Source organism: Limosilactobacillus mucosae, from assembly GCF_046939755.1.
Taxonomy (GTDB): domain Bacteria; phylum Bacillota; class Bacilli; order Lactobacillales; family Lactobacillaceae; genus Limosilactobacillus; species Limosilactobacillus mucosae_A.
In genome coordinates this window covers 1-856 of sequence record NZ_JBKZAY010000079.1, presented here as the reverse complement: position 1 = coordinate 856, position 856 = coordinate 1, and the positions used below count along the sequence as shown (strand labels likewise).

1 protein-coding gene is annotated in these 856 nt (G+C 46.7%); it reads left to right on the top strand.

The window, feature by feature from the left end; genetic code table 11:
• Positions 1 to 856, top strand: an 856-nt coding sequence (gene glf, locus ACLUWI_RS10165) for a UDP-galactopyranose mutase (protein ID WP_412147226.1), incomplete at both ends; no start/stop codon positions are given.

The following is an 856-nucleotide window of genomic DNA, read 5'->3' as shown; positions in this document are numbered from 1 at the left end:
CAGTGTGGGAATACGTTAACCAATTTGCCGAGTTCAACCGCTACACGAACTCTCCAGTTGCCAACTACAAGGGTGAGATGTACAACCTGCCATTCAACATGAACACCTTTAATAAGATGTGGGGCGTGCGGACGCCTAAAGAAGCAATGGCTAAGATCAATGAGCAGCGGGCTGAGATGGATGGCAAAGAGCCTCAGAACCTGGAAGAACAGGCCATTTCATTGATTGGCCGCGACATCTATGAAAAGCTGATCAAGGGCTACACCGAAAAACAATGGGGTCAAAAGGCCACTGAGCTGCCGGCCTTTATCATTCGGCGATTGCCAGTTCGTCTGACCTACGACAACAACTACTTTAATGACCTGTATCAAGGTATTCCAATGGGCGGCTACACGCAGATCGTTGAAAAGATGTTGGCCAGTGATTTAATTGATGTTGAACTGGGTGTCGACTTCTTTGATAAACAAGACGAATATTTGGCAAACTTCCCTAAGATCGTCTTTACTGGGATGATCGATCAATTCTTCAACTATGAATTAGGTGAGTTGGAATACCGCAGTCTACACTTTGAGACAGAAGAGCTTGATGAAGACAACTATCAAGGTAACGCCGTGGTTAATTACACCGATGCCGAAACGCCATACACGCGAATCATCGAGCACAAGCACTTTGAATTCGGCAAGGGCGATGAAGGCAAGACCATCATTACGAGAGAATATCCAGCTGACTGGAAACGCGGCGACGAGCCATACTATCCAGTCAACAACCAGCGCAACAATGGCCTTTACCAACAATATACGGAATTGGCCGGACAAAAGGCGCCAAACGTTATTTTTGGCGGCCGTTTGGGTCAATA